This window comes from Flavobacterium sp. DG2-3 (assembly GCF_030730925.1).
In the GTDB taxonomy this organism is placed as follows: Bacteria; Bacteroidota; Bacteroidia; order Flavobacteriales; family Flavobacteriaceae; genus Flavobacterium.
Genome location: NZ_JAVAMB010000008.1, coordinates 14,376 through 31,730 on the forward strand (window position 1 = coordinate 14,376; position 17,355 = coordinate 31,730).

The window sequence follows — 17,355 nt, forward strand, 5'->3', positions numbered from 1 at the left end:
AAGAGATTTTGTCGATTTTTGTAAGCAGTTTAATATTTTAGTATGAAGAAAATAATCTTGCTGGTTTTGATGCTGGCTCTAACAACCAGTTTCGCACAATCAAATAATGCATCTTTTAAATATGGTTTTGTAGATCAAACTGGGAAAGAAATAGTTCCTTGCAAATATGACGGACTTGAAGCGTTTTTAAGCGGATTTGCGGTGGTGCAAATCAATGGTAAATTTGGTTTGGTAGACAAAACAGGCAAAGAAGTTGTTCGCTGTACGAATGATGCCATAATAAACAAGCAAAATTGGATTATAATCAATAATAAAAATGCCAAGCCGCAATATTTGGTAAAGTCTTCGGATGCGTTATTGTCGAAAAAATATGAAGAAGCAAAAACGTTGTCTCCAGAAATAACTGCCGTAAAATGGAAAAATAAATGGGGTTTTATAGATGTTATAGGCGAGGAGATTGCGCCAAAATACGATGAAATAAATGATTTCTCAGACCGTTTTGCTGTTGTCAAATTGAATGCTAAATATGGAATTGTAGATCAGATAGGAAAAGAGATTGTTCCTCCAATTTATGATCGTGTTCAGAACTTTAAAGAAGGTGTTGCAATAGTAGAATCTAACGGCAAATGCGGAGTCATTAATGAAGATGGAAAAATTGTAATTCCTGTTAAGTACGATATGAATTTTTATTTTGCGAATGGTGTTTCAATTGCAAAACTAGGAGATAAATACGGCGTTTTGGACAACGAAGGAAAAGAAATCGCGCCAGTAAAATACGAGTTCATGGTTATAAATGGTGACTTGATTCAGATAAAATTGGAAAATAAATACGGTCTGATTACTCAAGAAGGAAAAGAAATAATTCCTGCTAAATACGATTTGATCGAATCTTTTAAAGATGGAATTGCAGCAATTAAACTAAATGGAAAATACGGTTTTATTGATAAAGAAGGGAAAGAAATAGTTGCTCCAAATTATGATAAAGCAGATGATTTTGTTGATGGTATGGCAGCTGTTAGAACTCTTAGTAAAAAATAAGAATGACAATGAATCAAGAGATTTTAAATCAAATTGAAAGAATAAAAACGAAGCTCATTTCAGCAAAAAATGCAGATCAATATTTGAAAGTATTTGGTGCGGACAGTCATAAATATATAGTTGGAAAGACGCTTACAGTTGCCGAAATCTCACAATTTGAAAAGAATTTTGATATTGAACTTCCTGAAAGTTATAAAGCGTTTTTACAACATATAGGAAATGGAGGGGTAAGTTATGATTCATCTTGCGCTGGACCATTTTATGGTATTTATCCATTAGGTAAAAATATAAATGAATTGTTTGATGAAACTCTCGGACATCTTAAGGCTAAATGCATTCTATTTCCTAATATGTCAGATGAATATTGGGATAACTTAACAAAAGCTATTGATGAAGATGATATTTCTGACGATAACTATGAACTGGAATTAGGAAAGATATTTTCAGGTATTTTACCTCTTGGCTCGCAAGGTTGTTCGTATATACATGGACTTGTTTTAAATGGAGAATTTAAAGGGAAGGTTGTTAATATCGATATTGACAGGCAAAAACCTAAATTTACCTTTGAAGCAACTTTTTTAGATTGGTACGAACGATGGCTTGATGAAATAATTTCCGGTGATTTAATTATCGATACCCCAAGTTGGTTTGGATATGGAATGGGAGGTACGGCAAAAGATCTGTTGCAGTCTTATTTTTCTGCGCAGGAATTTAATGCTAAAAAAGATTGCTTAAATGCTATTCTGAAAAAAGCAAATCTCGATATTGAAATCTTAAATAAAATAGAAGAGCAGTATCAATTAAGCTCTGGCGAACTCAAAGAGATTTTTCTTCAAATCATGACCAAATTTGATTATGAAAGGGCGTATGATTATTTAGTGACATATACGAAAGAGAACTTGCTGGTAGTGCTTCAATTTGTCTTTTGGTATGCGAAGGATAAAAGTGCCGATTGGTTAGAAACGATTGAATTAAATATAGGAAAAATAAATAATGAAGAAACTTTTAGGTTTTGTACTTACTTATTAAAGGAAATAGATATGGATTTTGGATATTTGATTGTTCCTTTTGCTTCATATGAAAATGAGAATATTAGAGTTAGCGCTTTTTATACACTTGGGCAGTTGAAAAATAAGGCAGAATATCTAGATACTTTTGTATTAGGTTTGAATGATAAATCGAATACTGTTATTAATACAACTTTGCAAGCTTTACAAAATATTATAGATAAAAAGCTTTTAGTTCATTATAAAAATATTGCAGAACAATTTCCTGTAGAGCAAGATTATATATTAGTGAATTTAAATCATAGACTCAAAGATTACAATCTTTCTAATACTTCAATTTTGAATATAGATATTGAGAATTTTGAAAATAGTTCTCAAAAAGAGAAAAAGAAATGGTTTCGTTTTTAGAAATAATATCAAGACTTCTGAAGGTTTTTTCGGTTATGCTTGCGTTTGTAATGCGTCTGTTTTAGATTTTTTTGATCTTCAGAAATAATACTGATTGTTCCGTCAATTTCGAGCATGGCCAGTTTTATATTTTTGAAATATTCGATACCGTGTTCTCTCATAGCTTCTTTTAATTCTTCATCAGAAATATCTAGTCGGCTTAAGGTTTGAAAATCTAACTTTCCGTCGTGAACAAGAATTTGTGGTTTATCTAATAGCAAATCGCTAATCGTTTTATATCTGCGGATTAATTTTTTTATAATGTAATTGATGATAAATAGAACCAAAGCGGCAATTAAACCTCCTATTAAACTTGTATCTGGGCCAACCATTGCATTTTGAACGGAATTGCTAATAAGTAAAATCAAGATTACGTCGGCGGTATTTAATTGGGAAAGTTCCTTTTTGCCGAATATTCTCAAAGCGATGGTCATAAAGAAATAAACGGCAATACTTCTTAAAACAATATCTAGATAAGGAAAAGTCATATTTTTTATTTTAAAGTTAAATAAAAAAGCTTTGTCAAAGTTCTAAAACTTTGACAAAGCTGCTAAAATATTTATGCTGAATTAAGTTTAAATGAACTTAATTATAATTTAAAATTCTTTTCAATTGCTTTAATCATTTCTCCGGCGACATCTTTATTGGTTGCGCCTTCGATTCCTTCAAGACCTGGAGAAGAGTTTACCTCAAGCAATAATGGTCCTTTAGAAGAACGGATAATATCTACACCAGCCACTTTTAAGTCCATTGCTTTTGCAGCCTTAATGGCAATCTTTTTCTCTTCAGGAGTTATTTTGATTACAGAAGCTGTTCCTCCAAGGTGAATATTAGCTCTAAATTCGCCCGGCATTGCTTCACGCTGAATTGCGGCAACTACTTTTCCGTCGATTACAAAACAGCGAATGTCTTTTCCGTTTGCTTCTTTAATGAATTCTTGAACTAAGATGTTGGCATTTAAACTTTTAAAAGCATTGATAACACTTTCTGCAGCTTTTTTGGTCTCAGCCAAAACAACGCCTTTTCCTTGCGTTCCTTCTAACAATTTGACAATTAGAGGTGAACCGCCCACCATCTTGATTAAGTTGTCTGTATCAAGCGGAGAATTGGCAAATCCAGTTGTCGGAATGTCGATTCCGCTATTCAAAAGCAATTGTAGCGAATATAGTTTATCCCTAGATTGTGTAATAGCTGTTGCTGAATTCAAACAAAATACCTTCAAAGCTTCAAACTGACGCGTAAGTGCGCAGCCATAAAAAGTAATGCTTGGTCTAATACGCGGAATTATGGCGTCAAACTGATTTAGGATTTTACCGCCTCTATAGTGAATTTCTGGAGTTTTGGCATCCAGCTTCATATAACATTCTTTGATATTTAAAAAATGCATTTCGTGCCCGCGCATTTCGCCGGCTTCCATAATTCTTTTGTTGCTGTAAAGTTCAGGGTTACTGGCTAAAACACCAATTCGTAAACCAGAACTTGCTTTTTCAGAGTTCTGATATAATTCTTTTAAAGATTCTGCTGTAGGCTGTCCTAAAAGGTATTTTTGTTCTGGATCGACCAAAACCCTTCCGCTCATAGCTTCGCGTCCTAAAAGCATTCTGAAACCCATTGAGTCACGGTTCGTCAAAGTCATTTCGATCGGCCATTTAGCATCTCCAATCTTTAAACTGGTCTGAATAACGTAACGATGTTCTCTAAAACCGCTAGAACTTTTTACAATTCTTTTGTCGACTAGTGGTGCTTCGCAGTGAATAATAGTTTTAATATTATTCTGAATCGGATTAATGTCGAATTTAACCCAATTGGCATCATTTTTTATAAAAGGAGCTATGTTTAATGCGTGCATTGCCGAAGTTTTAGCGCCAGAATCCACGCGAGCCTTGATTGTCGGGATTCCTAGTTCTGGAAATGAGCACCATTCTTCGCTGCCTAAAATGACTTTGTTTTGAAGCATATTTTGTTTCTTTATTATAGTATTAAAATTCAAAAATAGCTATTTGCTTTTACTAAAGATAGTGATTTTTACAAAAAAAAATGCCCGTTATGTTATGAAAACGTAACGGGCAAGTTATTAGTGTTATAATTTTTGACTAATTTACTGATTTGTCGGTTCTTCAGCTTTGTGAATTTCAACTGATAATTCTTGTGAATCATCTTTTAAATCCATCATAATTTCATCACCAGAATGTATTTTCGAAGTAATGATTTCTTCAGCTAACAAATCTTCAACGTATTTCTGAATTGCTCTTTTTAGCGGTCTTGCTCCAAATTGTTTGTCAAAACCTTTTTCAGCGATAAAAGCTTTTGCTTTATCAGTTAAGCTTAATTTGTAGCCTAACTCTGCAATACGAGAATATAGTTTTTTCAATTCGATTTCGATAATCAAATCAATATCAGACTTTTCTAGCGCGTTGAACACGATTACGTCATCAATTCTGTTCAGGAATTCAGGAGCAAAAGTTTTCTTCAAAGCGTTTTCGATTATGCTTTTTGAGTTTTCATCAGCTTGAGCTGTTCTTGCGGCAGTTCCGAATCCAACACCTTGTCCAAAATCTTTCAACTGACGAGCACCAACGTTAGAAGTCATGATAATGATAGTGTTTTTGAAGTCAATTTTACGACCTAGACTATCTGTCAAATATCCGTCATCTAAAACTTGAAGCATCATGTTGAATACATCTGGGTGTGCTTTTTCGATCTCATCTAAAAGAACCACGCAATACGGTTTTCTACGAACTTTTTCAGTCAATTGACCTCCTTCTTCGTAACCTACATATCCTGGAGGCGCTCCAACTAAACGAGAGATCGCAAATTTCTCCATGTATTCGCTCATATCGATACGAACTAAAGCATCTTCAGAATCAAATAATTCTTTTGCTAAAACTTTAGCCAATTGCGTTTTACCAACACCAGTCTGACCTAAGAAAATAAACGAACCAATTGGTTTGTTTGGATCTTTAAGTCCGGCTCTGTTACGCTGAATAGAACGTGCAATTTTTAGAACCGCCTCATTTTGGCCAATTACTTTATTCTGAATTAATTCAGGTAAATGAGCCAATTTGTTGCTTTCTGTTTGCGCAATTCTGTTTACAGGAATTCCAGTCATCATAGAAACCACATCGGCTACGTTATCTTCTGTAACTTCAATACGGTTGTTTTTAGAATCTTCTTCCCATTGTTCTTGAGCTAAAGCTAAATCTTTTTCAATACGTTTTTCATCATCGCGAAGTTTGGCTGCTTCTTCATATTTTTGTTTTTTAACAACCATATTTTTCATTTCGCGAACTTCTTCCAGCTGACGTTCTAAATCCAAAATTTGTTTCGGAACATCAATGTTGGTAATATGCACGCGAGAACCAGCTTCGTCCATTGCATCGATCGCCTTGTCTGGTAAGAAACGCTCAGACATATATCTGTTGGTTAATTTAACACAGGCTTCAATAGCTTCTGGCGTATAGGTTACGTTATGGTGATCTTCGTATTTGTCTTTTACGTTGTTCAAAATCGCAATCGTTTCTTCAACAGAAGTTGGTTCTACAATTACTTTTTGGAAACGTCTTTCTAAAGCTCCATCTTTTTCAATATATTGTCTGTACTCGTCAAGAGTAGTAGCACCAATACATTGAATTTCTCCTCTTGCTAAAGCAGGTTTGAACATGTTTGAAGCATCAAGTGAACCTGTTGCTCCTCCAGCACCTACAATAGTATGGATCTCATCAATAAAAAGAATAATATCGTCGTTTTTCTCTAGCTCGTTCATCACGGCTTTCATTCTTTCTTCAAATTGTCCTCTGTATTTTGTTCCAGCAACTAAGCTAGCCAAGTCTAGAGTTACAACACGTTTGTTGAAAAGAATACGAGAAACTTTCTTCTGGATAATACGTAGAGCAAGTCCTTCTGCAATAGCAGATTTACCAACTCCAGGTTCTCCAATAAGAAGCGGATTGTTCTTTTTTCTACGGCTTAAAATTTGCGATACACGCTCAATTTCTTTTTCTCGTCCTACAACTGGGTCTAATTTCCCTTCTTCTGCCATTTCTGTTAAATCTCTCCCAAAATTATCTAAAACTGGAGTCTTAGATTTTTTGTTTGACTTATTGGCGGGATTATTAAAACTGCTTTCTTTAAGACTGTCATCTTGTCCTGAATCGTCATTATACGATTCGTTTCTTGGCAAGTTTTCTAAGAATTCTTCTTCGTTTGGAGTCATATTTAAATACTGTTCTTTAGCTACGTCATAATCTATTTTTAGTTTATTCAATAGCTTGGTTGTTGGATCATTTTCGTTTCGTAAGATACACAATAGCAGGTGCGCCGTGCTTATCGATGAACTTTGAAATACTTTTGCTTCAAGAAAAGTGGTCTTCAGGGCTCTTTCGGCCTGTCGGGTAAGATGAAGGTTTTTCTTTTCTGCATTTACTTCAACGCTCAAGTTGGCTGGGCTCAGTATTTCTACTTTTCTGCGTAAATGATCTAAATCGACAGCTAGGTTATTAAGTATATGAATAGCTTTTCCGTTACCATCTCTTAAAATACCTAGCATAAGATGTTCGGTACCAATAAAGTCGTGACCCAATCGAAGAGCCTCTTCCTTACTGTACGTAATAACATCTTTTACTCTTGGTGAAAAATTATCATCCATAATATATAATTGGTATTGTAAATTTAGTGAATTACAGTTTTAAAAACAAAAACCGTACCCATCAGAATGTCCTGTCAGCTAATAGACGAAAAAAAAGACAATAAAAGAGTTAAAAAACGCTTAATTTATTAACTAAAACCCAAAACAAAGTTGTTAATAAATCCTTGAAATTAGTATAAGTTATTAGCGGAAAAATCTTCAAAAAAACGTATCTTGGCACGCTTTGAAAACTAATATAATTATTTAATATAACAACTTATGTCTGAAGGAGAAAAGTTAATTCCTATTAACATAGAGGATGAAATGAAGTCAGCTTACATCGATTATTCGATGTCAGTAATTGTATCGAGAGCACTTCCTGATGTTAGAGATGGCTTGAAACCAGTGCATCGAAGAGTTCTTTACGGAATGTATGATTTAGGTGTAACATCAAGATCTGCCCACAAAAAGTCTGCGAGAATCGTAGGGGAGGTTCTGGGTAAGTACCACCCGCACGGTGATACCTCTGTTTATGATGCAATGGTGCGTATGGCGCAGGAATGGAGTATGCGTTATTTATTAGTTGACGGACAGGGTAACTTTGGTTCTGTCGATGGAGACAGTCCTGCAGCAATGCGTTATACTGAGGCCAGAATGCGTAAAATTTCTGAAGAGATTATGGCCGATATCGAAAAAGAAACAGTTGATTTTCAATTGAACTTTGACGATACAATATATGAGCCAAAAGTAATGCCAACAAGAGTTCCTACTTTATTAGTTAACGGAGCTACAGGTATTGCAGTTGGTATGGCGACTAATATGCCACCACACAATTTAACTGAAGTTATCAATGGTACTTTGGCGTATCTTGATAATAACGATATTGAAGTAGACGAATTAATGACTCATATCAAAGCTCCTGATTTTCCAACGGGAGGTATTATTTATGGATATGAAGGCGTTCGTGAAGCTTTTAAAACCGGTAGAGGACGTATTGTAATGCGTGCTAAAGTTGGTTTTGAAGAAGTTGACGGAAGAGAATGTATTATCGTTACAGAAATTCCATATCAGGTTAACAAAGCCGAAATGATCAAGCGTACTGCTGATTTGGTTAACGAGAAAAAAATTGAAGGTATTGCCAATATTCGCGATGAGTCGGATAGAACGGGTATGCGTATAGTTTATATTCTAAAACGTGACGCTACACCAAACGTAGTATTGAATACTTTATATAAATACACACAATTACAATCTTCTTTTAGTGTAAATAATATTGCACTAGTAAAAGGTCGTCCACAAATGTTGAATCTAAAAGATATGATTCACTATTTCATCGAGCACCGTCATGAAGTTGTAGTTCGTAGAACACAATTTGAATTACGTAAAGCAGAAGAAAGAGCGCATATCTTAGAAGGATTAATCATTGCTTCTGACAATATCGACGAAGTAATTGCGTTAATTAGAGGATCTAAAAATACAGACGAAGCTAGAGAAAAATTAATCGAAAGATTCAAGTTGTCAGATATTCAAGCTCGTGCTATTGTTGAGATGCGTCTTCGTCAGTTGACAGGTCTGGAGCAGGATAAGTTAAGAGCGGAGTATGATGAATTAATGAAGTTAATTGAGCATTTAAAAGCGTTATTAGCAGATATTAATTTAAGAACTGATTTGATTAAAGAAGAACTTGTTGAGATTCGCGATAAATATGGTGATGACCGTCGTTCTCAAATTGAGTATTCTGGAGGAGATGTAAGTATTGAAGACTTAATTGCCGATGAAAATGTAGTTATTACAATTTCGCACGCAGGTTATATCAAACGTACAAACCTAACAGAATATAAAACTCAAAATAGAGGTGGAGTTGGACAGAAGAGTGCAGGAACAAGAGACCAGGATTTCTTAGAGCACATGTTCGTTGCGACCAACCACCAATATATGATGTTCTTTACACAAAAAGGAAAATGTTTCTGGATGCGTGTTTATGAAATTCCAGAAGGAAGTAAAACAGCAAAAGGTAGAGCAATTCAGAACTTGGTAAATATTGAAAGTGATGATAAAGTAAAAGCTTTCATTTGTACGCAAGATCTAAAAGACAAAGATTATATCAATACGCATAATCTTGTAATGGTAACCAAACAAGGTCAGGTGAAGAAAACTTCTTTAGAGAAATATTCTAAACCAAGAGCAAATGGAGTAGCAGCGATTACAATTAAAGAAGGTGATGAATTACTTGGTGCTCAGTTGACAAACGGAGAAAGCCAAATTATCTTAGCCGTTAAGTCTGGTAAATTGGTTCGTTTTGAAGAGACTAAAACACGTCCGATGGGAAGAACAGCTTCTGGAGTTCGTGGAATTACTTTAAAAGACGAAACAGACGAAGTAATCGGAATGGTTACGGTTGATAAAAATGATATTACAGAATCTCAGATTTTAGTTGTAACTGAAAACGGATACGGAAAACGTACTAAATTGGTTGATGAAGATGGAGAAGATGTATACAGAATTACAAACCGTGGAGGTAAAGGTGTTAAAACGCTTAATATCACAGAGAAAACAGGTAAATTGATCTCAATCAATGCTGTGACTGATGCAGATGATTTAATGATTATTAATAAGTCTGGATTAACGATCAGAATGGCAATTGAAGATTTACGTGTTATGGGACGTGCTACTCAAGGTGTTAGATTGATTAACTTAAAAGGTAAAGATTCTATTGCTGCTGTTACTACAGTAATGAAAGATGACGTAGAAGAGGTACAATTAGATGAAGACGGTAATGTAATCGAATCTGGAATTGAGAGAATTAAACCAGATTTGGAAGTTCTTGAAGACGATGGAGCTGCAGAAGACGACGATGACTCTGATGACGAGGAAGTAGAGGATGAAGACGATGCGGAAGCAGAAGACGAAGAATCTGAAGAATAAGTAGAAAACAAAAATTAAATACAAATAAATATCATTATGAAAAGTAAATATGTAATACTTGCATCAGCATTACTGATCTCTGTAGCTACGTTTGCTCAAAAGGATCAAATTAAAAGCGCTGAAAAGGCATTAAAGAGTGGTGATGCTCAAGGAGCGATTACAATACTAAAAGATGCTGAAAACTTAGTTGTTAACGCTAAAGATACAGAACAGGCTCAGTTTTATTTTGTTCAAGGAAATGCTTTTCTTGACCTTGCAAACAAAAAGGTTGAAGAAAGTAAAAACTTATTGGCAGCTGCAAATAGCTACAAAAAATTAATTGATGTAGAAACAGCTTCTGGAAAACAAAAATATTCATCTCAAGCAGCAGCTTCAATCACAAACATCAAAGGATTATTGATTAATTCTGCGATTGCTGATACACAAGCAAACAAGCATGCAGAAGGTGCAAAAAAATTATACGAAGCGTATGGTTTAGATAAAAAAGATACCATCAACTTGTATTACGCAGCATCTACAGCTGTAAATTCACAAGATTATGATCTTGCTCTGCCAATGTACGAAGAGTTGAAAAAATTAAACTATTCTGGAAAAGGAACTTTGTACTTAGCTGCAAACAAAGCGAACGGAAACGAAGATAATTTTGCTAACGCTAAAGAAAGAGATTTAGCTGTAAAATTAGGAACTCACGAAAAACCTAAAACAGAAGCTATTCCTTCTAAAAGAGGTGAAATCTACAAAAACTTAGCATTAATTTTAGTTCAAAAAGGACGTACAGAAGATGCTAAAAAAGCAATCGCTGATGCTAGAAAAGCAAATCCAGATGATTCTTCTTTAATCTTAACTGAAGCTAACTTATACTTAGAGACTAAAGACTTCGAAAAATACAAGCAATTAGTGGGTGAGGCTTTACAAAAAGATCCAAACAATGCTGATTTAGTATTCAATTTAGGAGTAATTAGCGCTGGAGCGAAGAATAATGCTGACGCAGAGAAATATTACTTAAAAGCAATTGAAATCAATCCTAATTATACTAATGCTTACTTAAATCTTGCAGCATTAAAATTAGAGGCTGAAAAACCAATCATTGACGAAATGAACAAATTGGGTACTTCTGCTAAAGACATGAAACGTTACGATGTTTTAAAAGCTCAGAGAGAAGCTGTTTTCAAAGGAGTTATTCCTTACCTTAAAAAAGCGAATGAGTTAGATCCTAAAAACGAAGATGTTTCTAAAACATTAATTGGGGTTTACAGTGCTCTTGAAATGACTGCTGAAGCTAAAGCTTTGAAAGCAAAAATGTAATAGTTTTTGTTTCGAAATATAAAAAAAAACCATCAGTCGCGGCTGATGGTTTTTTTTATGGTTCTAACTGATTAATTCAGCAGATAGTGTAATTGTGGTATTCAATAGTTTTGAAATCGGACAGATTTCTTTTGCTTTGGCAGCTGTAGCAGCAAATTCTTCTGCAGAGATGGATGGAACTTTACCTTTTAAATCTAAATGAATTAAAGTGATGGTTCCGTCTTCAAAAGTGACTGTCGCTTCTGTAGTTAAATCATCTGCGGTAAAACCTCCTTCATTCAGTAAAAAGCTTAATTGCATCGTAAAACAGCCCGAATGTGCCGCAGCAACCAATTCTTCTGGATTTGTACCAACGCCATCGGCAAATCTCGTTTTGAAAGACAATTGAGCATTGTCTAAAGTTGTGCTTTGTGTACTAATTTTTCCTGTTCCTTCCATACCGGTTCCTTTCCAGTTGGCGTGTGCTTTTCTTGTAAATTTCATTTTTTAGTTATTAAAATTAATAATTTGGTTTGTTATCAGGTTGATTATCAAATAACAGTGTTCAATCAAATATACCTAAAATTTTGCATTCCAGCTTTATCAATTTGTTAGCATTAAAATTAAAAATTGCAAAAAAATAAAATTCCAAATTCCAATTGCGGTTACTCAATTGGAATTTGGAATTTAAAAAGTTGGAATTTAAAAAGAAATTGGAATTTGGAATTTATCCCGAAGCTCCGGAATTGGAATTTTCTATATATTTATTCCTGTCCCAAGTTTCTTAATTGTTTCAGTTTGTCTTTCCAAACATCAAGGCTTTCTTTGTGAATAGCGATGTTTTTGCGTACTTCTGTAACAATCGAATTCTCTTTTTTAGCGTTTTTAGTATTGGTAAAGAACTGAATGTTATTTTCTAATTGGAAAATTTCATTTTGAACTTCTTCAATCTTACGCATAATAAAGATTTTCTCGTTGTCCAGTTTACGTGTATCGTTGCTGTCAGACAAAGAATCAATACGGTTAGCAAAACGCATCATTTCAGATTCTTTTTTGCTTAAGCTTAATTTCTCGAAAAGGGCATCCAATATTTTATTGAATTTTCCTTCGATATGTCTTCTCGAGAAAGGAACTTTTCCAAATCCTTTCCAAGTTTCGATATGTGCTTTTATGGCATCTAAGTCTGTTTTGTGATCTCCAGTTAGTTGGAAAGCTCTTAATACATCTAGATATGCTTTTTTGTTGTCAAAAGCGGCAACTTCTTCACCGTTTTCTTCCGATTTATGCTCTTTTAGCTTATCGAAATAATGGTTGCAGGCATCCTTAAATTCTTTCCAGATTTTGTCTGAATATTTTTTAGGAACGTGTCCTATTTGTTTCCATTCTTCCTGGATCTGTTTCATTATAGGAGTTGTAGCTGCGAAATCAGTGCTTTCCTGTAATTCTTTTGCTTTTGCAACAAGAGCCAGTTTTTTATTTAGATTATCGTTTTGATCTTTTTTGATATCCTTATAGAAAGAATTTTTGAAAGCGTTAAAATTTCTAACCGCAGTTTTAAATGCTGCCCAAGTTTCTTCATTTACTTCAGAAGGCACTTTTCCAGCTGCAAAAAACTCATTTCTTAAGTCTTCCACTTTCTGAATCTGAACCAACCATTGCGAATGAGAATTTACTTTTTCGCTTCCAAGCACTTCGATTTTTGCAATAATCTCTTTTTTAACTTCAAGATTCTTTTGCTCGTTTGCTCTTTGGCTTTCAAATAAAAGTTCTCTTTTATCGTGTATTTTCTTCGTTAGTTCGCTAAATTGATTCCAGATGGTGTCACGGTGTTCCTTAGAAACAGGTCCGATCTCTTCTTTCCAGATTCTGTGTAAATCCTGTAATTCGCGGAAAGATTTGTTTACATCGGCATCATTTACCAATTCCTCCACGCGAGCAATGATTTTTTGCTTTAATTCTAAATTATGTTTAAAATCTAAATCTCTTGCTTCACGATCTAAATGTAGATAATCATAGAAATTTTCTACATGAAAATGGTAATTATTCCAAACGTGATTGTATTTATCTTTCGGAATTGCTCCGGCATTTTTCCATCTTTCTCTTAATTCATTAAAGTGTTTAAGAGTGTCTTTAATATTTTCCTGCGGATTAATTAATTCCTTTAATTCTTCAACAATAGCCAAACGATTTTCTAAATTGCTTTTTAGATTTGTCTGTAAATGTTTAAAATGAGCATTTCTTTTGTCTCTAAAAACATTATAGTATTCGTCAAATTTTGATTTTAAAGGAAGATGATATTCAAATTCTTCATTAGGATCTGGATTAGAAGCTAAAAATTCTTCTTTTTTCTCTTCTATCAGGTGATGATATTGCAACAAGAAAGCTTTTTTGATTTCTTCAATATGATCTTTTACAGACATTACTTTATCTGTATTAACCAATTTTTTAAGTTCATCAACAAGAGCATCTAGCGAAAATGTGTTGTAATCCTGCATAGGAATGTCATGACGTTCCTTCAAAGTTTCGTCTTCACTTTCAGCAGCATTTGAATTGGTAATCACATCTAATGCTTCTTGATGAGCATTTTCTTGTTCTTCTAATTCATTTTCAGTTTCTGATACTTGGTCTTCTGTCAAAGTTTCAGAATCTGAGATTTCAATTGCTTCATTTGTTACAGAATCATTTATTTCGATTCCAGATTTTCCGTCTGCGTCAAGCAGGTTATCATTCTTTTCTTCTAACATCTTTAAAATGTATAAGGTTTTTATTTTAAACAGTGCGAAAGATAGTAAAGGTGTTTCTAAATACAAAATAAATCCTTTGTTTATGCTCTTTTTACGATCAAATTCTTATTATTTAGAGCCTTTTGAAAATAGGTCGCACAATTTTTAAACGATTTATTATTATAAATTTAAATTTTAGAATCGCCGTTTTTTTAGATAATGTGTTTTAATATCGCAAAAGATATAGTGTTTAAATGGTTTTAATGAAATTCAGAATAAAACTAAAAGCCCCGCTTCAATACCGAAATTGTACGTTTTCTGGCCTCCAAAAGCAGCACTTGGATGAATGTACACTAAATTGTTTGGTGTAATTTTTCGCCCAAATTCAAGAAAAGCATTATTCTGAAAACCTTGCAAAACATCATTATACCGAAATGCCGCATCTGCCGCAACCCAGTTTTTTCCAAAAAAATATAAAACGACATTTTCAAAAACCGTAACACTTATATCGCTTCGACTATCAGCTCCGGCAAAACTCCCTTGATATTCTAAGGTCGATAGCCATAAAAACTTTTTCTTGTAAAAATACTTTCCGTATATCACCGCTGGCATAGCGACCCATTTGCCAGATCCAAAATTCGGATCGGCGGCGGTATTAGCATAAACTCTCGTGCGTAGCGCAATTCCGTTATTGTTCTTCATGTACGGAATATAACTTACTCCCATACCCACGTCGCCTATAGCTGTTTTATTAATCGAATTGGTACTGGCGGAAATCAGCGGAAGATCAAAACGTAAATTCCAAGCTTTGTTGCCTATAGGAAGTAAAACACGAACTTGGGTGGTGTTAAAAGAACCGTTGTCGGTATCTAAATATTCATCAAAAAAAATGATTGTTTTGAGAAAATAATGGTAGCGTGGTTCTGAGAATGGACCACTTTTAGCGATAGTATCCTGCGCCGTGAGTTGGCAGGTAATCAAAAAAAATAAAATGCTAAGTATTTGTATTTTTGTCATAACTACCTATTAATAAGTGGTTTAAAAATACAAAAAATACGTTAACATTTTATTTTTTGCTATTTATTTTATTTGTTCCAGATTTTCCACGCTTTTTCAGCCTGAAAAATAAGCATGTCGTGCCCGTTTTTAATTACAGCTCCCTGTTCTTTTGCTTTTCGTAAGAAAGTAGTTTCTGCAGGATTATAAATTAGATCGTATGCAATATGTTTGTCAGTAAAAAACTCATAAGGCAAGTTTGGACAAGCTTCAATATTCGGACTTGTTCCAACTGGCGTGCAATTGATTATAATTTGAAAATTATCAAAAGTAGTGGCATTAATCAAATCGTAATCGATTATGTTTTCTTTGGCTTCTCTAGAAACAAAAGTGTACGGAATACCCAATTCATCCAAAGCAAAAGCAACGCCTTTAGAAGCTCCGCCTGTACCTAATATAAGAGCCTTTTTATGATGCGGTTCTAATAATGGTTCTAGAGATTTTTTAAATCCATAATAATCGGTATTGTATCCCTTCAACTTACCATTTTTAGTAAATTTAATAGTATTGACAGCGCCAATTAGAGTGGCTTTTTTTGATAGTTTATCTAGAAAAGGAATAACTTGTTCTTTGTACGGAATGGTAACATTTAACCCTTTTAAATCGGGATTGTTTTTAACTAATTCTGTGAAGTAATTAATTTCAGAAATGTCAAAATTCTCATAGCTGTTGCCAGCAAAAACTTCATTATTAAATTTTTCTGTAAAATAACCTTTTGAAAAAGAGTAGCTTATGTTGCGTCCTAATAATCCAAAACGTCTTCTTAATAAAATATCAACCATTCTTATTTACGATGTTTTTCTATATAATTTTTTACTGTTTTTTTTGCCCAAACTACTGGAAACAAATCCTCAATTAAGATATAATTGTCAAAGTTTAGACGTAAACCATTGCTTAAGTGAAATTTAGCTTTTGTATTGTCTTGAATCATAAAATACAATCCAGCCAAACGATATTCGATTTCATTTTCCTCTGGGAAATATTCTGTCGCTTGCAATAAAGTTTGAATAGCCGTTTCAAATTCTCCTAAAAACTGAAGAATATCAACCCAGAATAACCAAGTGTCTAATGCGTAATCGCCAAATTCAACCGCTTTTCTAAAACCAAATTCGGCTTCTTCAAAGAAATTCATTTGTTTGTTGATCGTAGCATATCTTTTCCAGTACAAACGATTCTGATTGTCAATAGCCAAAGCTTTATTTACAAAAAATAATGCTTTCTGATAGTTTTTCTGGCGAAGGTGAAAATCGGTAATTGCGATCCAGCCTTTGTCTAAAAGGGGATCTTCATGTACTGTTTGGTTATAGTATTGAATTGCTTTCGCTAAATTTCCAAGTTTTTCATAACATTTACCAATTCGAAGAAGCGCATACGAAGTCGCATCGTCTAATTCGATGGTTCTGTTATAACTTTCAATTGCTTCGTTGTATTTTTTCAAACGCTCATAAGCTTTCGCCTTTTCCATGAAAGCGCCCAAAAATTCATCATCAATCAGCGTTGCGTAATCAAACGCGCGAATTGCATTTTCATATTCTTTTACGCCATAATGAAGACGTCCAAGCTGATGCCACGCAATTTCGCTGTAAGGATTTCTGTTGATGTATTCGTTTAAATAAACAATAGCCTCCTGATTTTGATCCAAAAACTCAAAGCAATACACTACGTTATAAAGTGCAGATTGGTCTTCTAAATCTTCTTCAAGACATTTAATGAAATTTTCTTTTGCCAATTCTAGATTATCCATAAAAAGATATTCCATGCCAATCAAATTGTATACATCAGCATAATCATCAGTATACTGAAGTGCAATTTTTAACAGTTCAACTGCTTTTTCGTGCTGGTCTCTTTTAGAACAGATATTGGCTTTTTGGATGTAGATTTCCTCATTGTTGGGTTCAATTGCATACAACTCATTCAAAAGCTTTTCAGCGATGTCGAGTTTATCGTCATAAACTAGCATTTCTACTTGTACTAATTTTAAGCCTGTAGATTTTGGATGCTGGTCTAATGCAAGTTTTAAGGCCTTTTTTGCTAAATTAGCCTTACCTATGTCTAAATAATGCAGAATTATTTCTTCGAATTCTTCAGAATCAAAAAAGAGTACTTTGTTGGTTTTTAACATCGACTCAAATTTGGATAGGGATAGGTTATAATCTTCTTCTTCGTTGCTTAATTGCATACTTCGTATATTTGAAATTAGCCTGTTATAAATTTAGGCAACCATATAATTGTTGTAAGGATAAGAAATTAA

Annotated in this window: 12 protein-coding genes; 4 read left to right on the top strand and 8 right to left on the bottom strand. The window is 33.9% G+C overall.

Annotated elements, in window-relative coordinates:
* Positions 1-42 precede the first annotated feature (42 nt).
* Both Q9Q97_RS12495 and Q9Q97_RS12500 read left to right on the top strand, forming a co-directional pair.
* A complete protein-coding gene (locus tag Q9Q97_RS12495; protein WP_306157474.1) occupies positions 43-1,038 on the top strand; it encodes a WG repeat-containing protein in 996 nt (331 codons plus the stop codon).
* 8 nt (positions 1,039-1,046) lie between these two features.
* The gene (locus Q9Q97_RS12500; RefSeq protein WP_306157476.1) at positions 1,047-2,453 is read left to right on the top strand and encodes an SMI1/KNR4 family protein; all 1,407 of its coding nucleotides are present in this window, start codon (positions 1,047-1,049) and stop codon (positions 2,451-2,453) included.
* A gap of 8 nt (positions 2,454-2,461) precedes the next feature.
* Here Q9Q97_RS12500 and Q9Q97_RS12505 read toward each other — a convergent pair whose 3' ends face one another.
* From Q9Q97_RS12505 to Q9Q97_RS12515, 3 genes are all read right to left on the bottom strand, one after another.
* Positions 2,462-2,980, bottom strand: a complete 519-nt coding sequence (locus Q9Q97_RS12505) for a DUF421 domain-containing protein (RefSeq protein WP_306157478.1) — start codon at positions 2,978-2,980, stop codon at positions 2,462-2,464.
* A 101-nt stretch (positions 2,981-3,081) separates the two neighbouring features.
* Positions 3,082-4,449, bottom strand: a complete 1,368-nt coding sequence (gene rimK, locus Q9Q97_RS12510; RefSeq protein WP_125719621.1) for a 30S ribosomal protein S6--L-glutamate ligase — start codon at positions 4,447-4,449, stop codon at positions 3,082-3,084.
* 141 nt (positions 4,450-4,590) lie between these two features.
* The gene (locus tag Q9Q97_RS12515; protein WP_306157480.1) at positions 4,591-7,137 is read right to left on the bottom strand and encodes an ATP-dependent Clp protease ATP-binding subunit; all 2,547 of its coding nucleotides are present in this window, start codon (positions 7,135-7,137) and stop codon (positions 4,591-4,593) included.
* 258 nt (positions 7,138-7,395) lie between these two features.
* Here Q9Q97_RS12515 and gyrA point away from each other — a divergent pair, with 258 nt between their 5' ends.
* Together gyrA and Q9Q97_RS12525 are read left to right on the top strand one after the other, a co-directional pair.
* Positions 7,396-10,041 (top strand): DNA gyrase subunit A, encoded by a 2,646-nt coding sequence (gene gyrA, locus Q9Q97_RS12520; RefSeq protein WP_306157482.1) that lies wholly within the window; start codon positions 7,396-7,398, stop codon positions 10,039-10,041.
* Between the two features lie 36 nt (positions 10,042-10,077).
* Positions 10,078-11,346: a tetratricopeptide repeat protein gene (locus Q9Q97_RS12525; protein ID WP_306157484.1), complete on the top strand. Its 1,269-nt coding sequence runs from the start codon at positions 10,078-10,080 to the stop codon at positions 11,344-11,346.
* Between the two features lie 63 nt (positions 11,347-11,409).
* Here Q9Q97_RS12525 and Q9Q97_RS12530 read toward each other — a convergent pair whose 3' ends face one another.
* From Q9Q97_RS12530 to Q9Q97_RS12550, 5 genes are all read right to left on the bottom strand, one after another.
* On the bottom strand, positions 11,410-11,829 hold the full coding sequence (locus tag Q9Q97_RS12530) for an OsmC family protein (RefSeq protein ID WP_306157486.1): 420 nt from the start codon (positions 11,827-11,829) through the stop codon (positions 11,410-11,412).
* 260 nt (positions 11,830-12,089) lie between these two features.
* Positions 12,090-14,069 carry a DUF349 domain-containing protein gene (locus tag Q9Q97_RS12535; RefSeq protein ID WP_306157488.1) on the bottom strand — a complete coding sequence of 660 codons (1,980 nt, stop codon included), beginning with the start codon at positions 14,067-14,069 and terminating at the stop codon, positions 12,090-12,092.
* A gap of 249 nt (positions 14,070-14,318) precedes the next feature.
* The gene (locus tag Q9Q97_RS12540; protein WP_306157490.1) at positions 14,319-15,065 is read right to left on the bottom strand and encodes a lipid A phosphoethanolamine transferase; all 747 of its coding nucleotides are present in this window, start codon (positions 15,063-15,065) and stop codon (positions 14,319-14,321) included.
* A gap of 68 nt (positions 15,066-15,133) precedes the next feature.
* Positions 15,134-15,886: a shikimate dehydrogenase gene (locus tag Q9Q97_RS12545; protein WP_306157492.1), complete on the bottom strand. Its 753-nt coding sequence runs from the start codon at positions 15,884-15,886 to the stop codon at positions 15,134-15,136.
* A gap of 2 nt (positions 15,887-15,888) precedes the next feature.
* On the bottom strand, positions 15,889-17,283 hold the full coding sequence (locus tag Q9Q97_RS12550) for a tetratricopeptide repeat protein (RefSeq protein ID WP_306157494.1): 1,395 nt from the start codon (positions 17,281-17,283) through the stop codon (positions 15,889-15,891).
* Positions 17,284-17,355 lie beyond the last annotated feature (72 nt).

Coding starts and splice junctions, on each gene's coding strand:
- Q9Q97_RS12495 (WP_306157474.1), top strand. CDS start 43: ATGAAGAAAATAATCTTGCTGGTTTTGATGCTGGCTCTAACAACCAGT.
- Q9Q97_RS12500 (WP_306157476.1), top strand. CDS start 1,047: ATGAATCAAGAGATTTTAAATCAAATTGAAAGAATAAAAACGAAGCTC.
- Q9Q97_RS12505 (WP_306157478.1), bottom strand. CDS start 2,980: ATGACTTTTCCTTATCTAGATATTGTTTTAAGAAGTATTGCCGTTTAT.
- rimK (WP_125719621.1), bottom strand. CDS start 4,449: ATGCTTCAAAACAAAGTCATTTTAGGCAGCGAAGAATGGTGCTCATTT.
- Q9Q97_RS12515 (WP_306157480.1), bottom strand. CDS start 7,137: ATGGATGATAATTTTTCACCAAGAGTAAAAGATGTTATTACGTACAGT.
- gyrA (WP_306157482.1), top strand. CDS start 7,396: ATGTCTGAAGGAGAAAAGTTAATTCCTATTAACATAGAGGATGAAATG.
- Q9Q97_RS12525 (WP_306157484.1), top strand. CDS start 10,078: ATGAAAAGTAAATATGTAATACTTGCATCAGCATTACTGATCTCTGTA.
- Q9Q97_RS12530 (WP_306157486.1), bottom strand. CDS start 11,829: ATGAAATTTACAAGAAAAGCACACGCCAACTGGAAAGGAACCGGTATG.
- Q9Q97_RS12535 (WP_306157488.1), bottom strand. CDS start 14,069: ATGTTAGAAGAAAAGAATGATAACCTGCTTGACGCAGACGGAAAATCT.
- Q9Q97_RS12540 (WP_306157490.1), bottom strand. CDS start 15,065: ATGACAAAAATACAAATACTTAGCATTTTATTTTTTTTGATTACCTGC.
- Q9Q97_RS12545 (WP_306157492.1), bottom strand. CDS start 15,886: ATGGTTGATATTTTATTAAGAAGACGTTTTGGATTATTAGGACGCAAC.
- Q9Q97_RS12550 (WP_306157494.1), bottom strand. CDS start 17,283: ATGCAATTAAGCAACGAAGAAGAAGATTATAACCTATCCCTATCCAAA.